The 6,491-nt window shown below is 53.4% G+C and carries 6 protein-coding genes and 1 pseudogene; 5 read left to right on the forward strand and 2 right to left on the reverse strand.

Going from position 1 to position 6,491, the window contains the following annotated elements; translation table 11 throughout:
- Window positions 1-285 precede the first annotated feature (285 nt).
- The 5 genes from KBZ13_RS10005 to KBZ13_RS10025 all read left to right on the forward strand — a co-directional run bounded on the left by KBZ13_RS10005 (window position 286) and on the right by KBZ13_RS10025 (window position 5,255).
- A complete protein-coding gene (locus KBZ13_RS10005; RefSeq protein ID WP_255008714.1) occupies window positions 286-1,779 on the forward strand; it encodes a hypothetical protein in 1,494 nt (497 codons plus the stop codon).
- A complete protein-coding gene (locus KBZ13_RS10010; protein ID WP_255008715.1) occupies window positions 1,760-2,878 on the forward strand; it encodes a glycosyltransferase in 1,119 nt (372 codons plus the stop codon). Before KBZ13_RS10005 ends, KBZ13_RS10010 begins: the two co-directional genes overlap by 20 nt.
- Window positions 2,879-2,902: 24 nt before the next feature.
- Entirely contained in the window at window positions 2,903-3,940 is a 1,038-nt protein-coding gene (locus KBZ13_RS10015) for an N-acetylneuraminate synthase family protein (RefSeq protein WP_255008716.1), read from the forward strand.
- 68 nt (window positions 3,941-4,008) lie between these two features.
- On the forward strand, window positions 4,009-4,515 hold the full coding sequence (locus KBZ13_RS10020; RefSeq protein WP_255008717.1) for a KdsC family phosphatase: 507 nt from the start codon (window positions 4,009-4,011) through the stop codon (window positions 4,513-4,515).
- On the forward strand, window positions 4,512-5,255 hold the full coding sequence (locus tag KBZ13_RS10025) for a cytidylyltransferase domain-containing protein (RefSeq protein ID WP_255008718.1): 744 nt from the start codon (window positions 4,512-4,514) through the stop codon (window positions 5,253-5,255). Before KBZ13_RS10020 ends, KBZ13_RS10025 begins: the two co-directional genes overlap by 4 nt.
- 417 nt (window positions 5,256-5,672) lie before the next feature.
- Here the strand turns inward: KBZ13_RS10025 and KBZ13_RS10030 are convergent, their stop codons facing one another.
- Together KBZ13_RS10030 and ribH are read right to left on the reverse strand one after the other, a co-directional pair.
- Complete coding sequence (locus tag KBZ13_RS10030; protein WP_255008761.1) at window positions 5,673-5,861, reverse strand: transposase; 189 nt, start codon at window positions 5,859-5,861, stop codon at window positions 5,673-5,675.
- Window positions 5,862-6,025: 164 nt separating this feature from the next.
- Window positions 6,026-6,364, reverse strand: a pseudogene (gene ribH / locus KBZ13_RS10035) (6,7-dimethyl-8-ribityllumazine synthase); the annotation flags it as partial.
- Window positions 6,365-6,491 lie beyond the last annotated feature (127 nt).

Raw genomic sequence — 6,491 nt, forward strand, 5'->3', positions numbered from 1 at the left:
GATGCATAACAGGTTCGATTGCCGAGAGAACCAGACAGCTGCACAGGGCTTAGCGTAGGGGTAAGATGGTGAGTGTCATCACATCTCCATGCGATCCTCGTACTCTGGCAACAACCAAGTTCTCAGCAAGCATTGCCTACAAGATGATCCCAAGAGCCAGTGCATTACACCCGGTTACCAATGAAGCTTAGCCTCAGGAAGCAACTGAAGCTTCTTCCGGGCCTCAGCAGTCTCTGGAGTCGCACGATTCTGCCGGCACGCTTGAGACGTCGTGCCAACAGCGCGTTGGAACTCTTCTCTAAAGCACAGGATCGTCCTCCACTGAGTGATTATAGCAAAAGGCGCATCCTGATTGCCAGTTCAATTCTAGGCAACGTAGACATCTCAAGCCTGGACATCTGTCTAGGAATACGGCTGCAGAGACAAGGCGCTTCAGTGGCTTTTCTTATCTGTGATGGCAGTTTATCTGCTTGTGCACTCTGTGAAAAGGAGCGGTTTCACAGCGAAAAGGAGTTTTCTCGGAAAGGACCAGGACACACCTGCGCTTACTGCTCAGGAACATTCAATACCTACATCCATAATCATTTCCAGGTATTCACCTATATGCATGCCAGCGGACAGGGCCAATCGGACATAGAAGGATGGGTACAGAGGTTCCTCGAAGGGAAAGAAAGCTTCTTCCACGGAGTCCCAATCAGTGAACACGTTCGTTCCGGCCTCATTCGTTTCTATGGAAAGGTTGTTGAGCCAAGCCAGATTCCTGCCTCAATCGTTCGTCGATTTGCCGAAGCCGCCTGTCAAACAGTCCTGCGAATGGAATCAATTCTTGAGATCTTCTCCCCGGAAGTCATCGTGGTGAACCATGGTCTTTATGTTCCTCAGGGAGTGATCGTAGCCACCGCGCATGCTCATAAGATCCGAGTTGTGACTTGGCACAAGGGCTATCGGCGCCATACTATGCTGCTAAGCCACGGTGATACTTACCACCGACAACTCATTGAGGAAGAAAATTCCACCTGGGAGAACTACGCTCTCAGCGAGAATGAACGGCTTTGGCTGGCAAACTACATGACCTCACGCCGGTCTGGAGAACAGGACTGGATCTCCTTCGTGCACAAGAATGCCGAATCAAAGGCTCCTGAGCTTTCGAGCAACATCGATGGCCCCCTTGTCTCTGTCCTCACAAACGTAGATTGGGATGCCCAAGCCCACTTTAGTGCCAACACCTACAGCGACATGAAAACCTGGCTCCAGGATATCGGCCGCTGTGCGGAGAAACTTCCAGGCACGAGATTCGTGGTGAGAATCCATCCGGCCGAAGTGACGGGTCGAAGGATGGCTACAACGACTTCTGCAGATGAACTCCGCGAGACCGCCAACCGCTGCACCAATCTTTCTATCATCAGTGCCGACCAACCCATCAGCACCTATCAGCTCCTGGAGTCCAGCGATCTGGTGATCGTCTATGCCACCAAAACGGCTGTCGAGGCCGCTTACCTCGGCAAGCCCGTACTAATCTGCGGTGAATCCTGCTTACGGGGCAAAAATGTGGGTCGCGATCTCCAACGAGGTGAAGATCTGCCCACGGTTGTGAAGGACATGTTGGAAAATCGAACTCCTCCCTGCCAAGAACGTGCCGAACGGTATGCGTTCCATCTATTCAGGCGACGGATGATCGAGTGGGAACTTCTCACTGCATCCGAAGCCAGCGATGGCGAAAAGGCAATTTTGGACGGCATTGCATTTGGGTCACCCTTTCATGCAGCATCTGATCATTGATTTCAGCTACGCCAAAGATGGAGGATACCTGAAAGGGACCTTTCAGTATGGTATTGAACTGGCCAAATCCTTGAGTATGCAAGTTCTGCCTTTTCCAATCGAATGCGTGGTAAGCGGGCCTGCCAACGCTGCATATCTCAGCATGCGCCTCTCTGACTATGACGTCAGCATACGCTCCATACAACTGCCGCAGATGCTCTGGTGTCGCTACTTGAGCAGACAAATCTATTTCATGCGGAACGGCAAAACAGACAACATTGTGATCTCAATCGGTTCATGCGGAGTCTTCGGTAGTGCCCACAATGTTGTGGTCATCAATGATCTCTACTGGCAGGACATGCCAAGGGTTTACCGATTCAGTCAATATCTTTACTATAAGCTCATCGTCGCCGCCAATCTGCGCTGGGCAGATCTACTGCTCGTCACCACCTTCACCAATAAAAATCGAGTCGACCAACTTCGCAGCAGACCTGCCGCCACTAGTTTCGTTCTCTACTATCTTCTGAAAGGAACCTCAAGGAGTCTGGGAATTGCTGAAGACTCGCAGATGGAGAAGACCGAGTTTCTAGAGCGTTCAGAGTTCTCGATCTTGACCGTTGCAGCCAACACCGCCAACAAGAATCTATCTGGCGTCCTCGCTGCCTATCGACTGCTGTTAAGGACAGATTCCAGATGGCAACTGACCATCGTTACCGACGCAGCAAATGCTGTTCAGGAATTAGCTCGGCCCTTGAGCCATGGATTGCGAGTGCTGGAAAGGGTCTCAGAGGCCGAGCTACTCGATCTCTACCGCAAGAACTCTTACTACTGGCAGCTTTCCTTTGTGGAGGGGTTCGGCCTTCCCCTGATCGAGGCCCTAAACGAGAACTGTCGTATCATCTGCAGCGACCTGCCCGTATTCCGGGAGATCCTGGGCGATGCCGCCTCCTACGTGAACCCGAGTGAGCCCGACTCCGTGGCCTACCTCTGCCAGCACTGGCCTCGAGCCCAGGGAGGGCCTTCTAGCCAGGCAGTTTTCAAGAGAATGGAACAATCCAACCGCAGCGAACTAGGGCGTCTCACCGAACAGCTAAGGCTGTGGCACAGTGAAGCATGTTAAACTGAGTAAGATCTACATCCGCTGATGCTTAAAAATCTGCGAACGTCCCATCAACCCCTGATCATTGCCGAGGTGGGCCAGAATCACCAGGGACAACTGGAAAACGCCCTTGAATATATTCATCGCTTCACTGCAGCCGGAGCCGATGTCATTAAATTTCAGACCAGGAATAATCGCTATCTCTTTTCCGAAGCCGCCTATAATAAGTCATACGATAGTGAAAATGCCTTTGGTCCCACCTATGGAGAACATCGAGAGCAACTTGAACTGACTCCTAAGGAGAAGCAAATTCTGCGCTCCAAATGCCGCGAGGCCGGAGCCTTATTTATGTCGACGCCGTTTGATGAGCACAGCCTTCAATTACTGGTTGATCTGGAAACCGACCTACTGAAAATCGCCTCATTCGACATCGGAAATTTGCCATTCATCGATCGCATCGCCGCCACTGGCATTCCTGTGGTGGTGAGTACGGGAGGGGCAACCGAGGAACAGATTAGAAGTAGTGTCGACACAATTCTGCGCCATCACGACGAAATCGCTCTACTGCATTGCGTCTCCGAGTATCCCTGCGAGTATAACCATCTCGGGCTGCATCAGATTGAGCGCTTTCTCAACGACTATCCCGACATCACGATCGGCCTCTCCGACCACTTCAATGGGATCGTCAGTGGCCCTGTGGGCTATATGTGCGGAGCACGTGTTTTTGAAAAACACGTCACTCTCAATCGATCCTGGAAGGGAACCGACCATAGCTTTGCTTTGGAGCCCGATGGATTCCGGCGTTTCACCCGTGATATCAAGCGAATTCCCGCGATGATGACACCCAAACCCAAGGAAAGCCTGGGAACCGAACCGGTGTTCCAGAAGCTGGGGAAATCTTTGGCCGCCAGGGTGCCATTGAATCCAGGGGATCAGATCACCCTAGAGAAGGTCACAGGCAAGATTTTTGATAAAACCCACATACCCGTGCGGGAAAGCAATACCATGCTTGGCCGAAGGGTTATTCACAAAATCGACGAGGGAATGCCCATCAGGCACGAAGACTTGGCAGACTCTGATTGAAATAGTTACTTTCAGCGATTTACTCGGATTGCTTTCATCAACCTCTCGGCTTTACCCAGCCGCAACACATGATCCGCCGCCGCGATCTAAGCACCATCCGAATCATCTTCTATGACTTTGACGGGGTGTTCACCGATAATCATGTTCTCGTTGATTCCAATGGAATCGAACACGTACGCTGCTCCAGGCTGGATGGTTTCGGTATCTCGCGATTGCGCTCGATGGGGGTGCTTCAGTTGATCGTCTCCACAGAGATAAATCCAGTAGTGAGCCGCAGGGCAGAGAAACTCCTTCTCCCTGTTCATCAATCCGTTGAGGACAAGGCTGAGGTTGTCGCCAAGGTTTGCGCCGAGCATGGCATCCTCTTGGAACACGCTGCCTTCGTCGGCAACGACATCAACGACATCGATGCCATGAAGGCCGTCGGCATCGCTTTCGCCGTGGCGGACGCCTTCCCCCCAGTCCTCGAGCATGCCGATTTCATCACTATTCGCCTGGGGGGACACGGTGCCGTCCGTGAGATATGCGACCTGATCGGAGACGCCATCGAGGCGGCCCGTTCCCCAGGTTCATGACGCGGCTCGCTCTGATCCCAGCCCGTAGCGGCTCGTCCCGCCTGCAGGATAAAAATGTGGCTCAGCTTGGCGGCCATCCCCTTATGGCTTACAGCATTGCCACAGCCTTGGAGAGCGGCTGCTTCGATACCGTTCACGTCGTTACCGACAGCGAGAACTATGCAGACATCGCCCGTTCCTACGGAGCCAGGGTGCCCGGTCTGCGCCCCGAGTCGACCGCTCGATCCGACTCTCCGGACATCAGCTGGGTGCGTTGGTTCTTCGAATCAGGTTTCGTGGACGGGCCGATCGAGTACTTTTCGATCCTGCGTCCAACGAGCCCCTTTCGTCAGGCTGACACCATCCGGCGAGCTTTCGCGGTTCTCCAGGAAAACCACCGTGCCGATTCGGTCCGGGCAGTGGAGAAAACCAGCCTCCATCCCGGCAAGATGTGGAGGATGAATGGACCGTTTCTGACGCCGCTTCTACCTTTCGATCAGGTAGGTACCCCCTGGCACAGTTCACAGATGGCCGCGCTGCCCACCGTTTATGTGCAGAACGCAAGTTTGGAGATCGCTCGCTACTCTTGCTTTGCAGAAACCGGTTCGATTGCTGGGCATCTCGTCGCCCCTTTCCTTACCACAGAGATGGAAGGCTTTGACATCAACTATCCTCTTGATCTGGAGATTGCCTGTCGACGGATAGAGAGCGGAGAATGGATACTTCCGGAGATAGGCTCTCCAGCGGCAGGGTCTACCTAAGGAGTCACCTTCCGCAGAGCGCCATAGGAGGTTGCGAACAAACGACCTTTTTGAGTGAGATTTCCCAGGCTACACTTTTCCTTCCAAGCTAATATTGAATGATCACTTCTCAGCGGTTCATTCCTCCCAGATAGTCGATTACCCTATCTCTTAGAGTGCGGAACTGGTGGCCAGGGTAGTAACCCGAAATACATCTTCTCCTTAGTTTCGACTGCCCTTAGGTTCCAGTGCAGCGATCCCTGAGGCTTCTCTTGTTCTCTGGGCCGATGTCAGAACACGATGTGCTTCTACGACTCCTGGATGCTCTACCTCCCGAGGTCAGAGCAAAATGGCGTCCACCGAGAAGTCCCCTTTCTGTGCATGGGTTTCAATTGAGATGCTTCCATCAGCGCCTTGAGGAACCCGCCCAAGGCGAACTCATTGAGTAGGCAGGCGGTCACGATTTTTGGTGAACATGATCGGGTTACAAATCGCATCGTCACTGCTGAGGTTGACGAACCAGCGCAGCATCAGATTGCGGTCGAGATGCTCAAGATTACAGGCGCTCAGAACGTATCCCATAAAACGCCTGAACAGCGAGGCGAGCAAGATCTCCTCGGGTGGGATCGATGGACAACTTTGTTAGGGTTACAACTTACAGAAGATGGGATTAAGAAATCAAGGGTCTAATCAGCCAGCTTCCGAATCCGGCACCCGATGGTTGGCCAGCATCCGCTCCTCAGTCAAAATATAGAAGTACACGGAATGAGTGGACTCCTGCTGGTCTCGCATCACGGCTGACACGAGTGTCTAATTTTCACAGAGTTGATTGGATTATTCAGAGAACTCATGAGGATTCCGACCGGCAACCACGCCATCAAGCTCCCCATCGCAAGTGCCTGCAGGGCGTAGCACCAGCCCAGATTGCTCTTGATGCCCGCCCGCTCCAGGGCCTGCTGCAGGGTGTCGGTGGTCAGCACCCCGAAGATCACGGGGATTCCCGTCTCCCGCGCGACGGCGGCCACCCCCTTGCTGGCCTCGGCCACCACCACTTCGAAATGGGGTATATCGCCACGAATCACAGCCCCCAGGGTGATCACCACCTGGTAGCGGCCACAGGCGGCCAGGCGCTAGGAGCCTGTTGCGCGTAGATCAGCGGCCGAGCTCTCCACAGACGCCCATAAATCTGCCCAGATCCCAGTGACAGCAATGGGTCTGGCCACCAGAATGGGGCATGCAGAAGCCCAAGTCCTTCCG

The sequence above is a fragment of the Cyanobium sp. ATX 6F1 genome, assembly GCF_024346315.1.
GTDB lineage: Bacteria > Cyanobacteriota > Cyanobacteriia > PCC-6307 > Cyanobiaceae > ATX-6F1.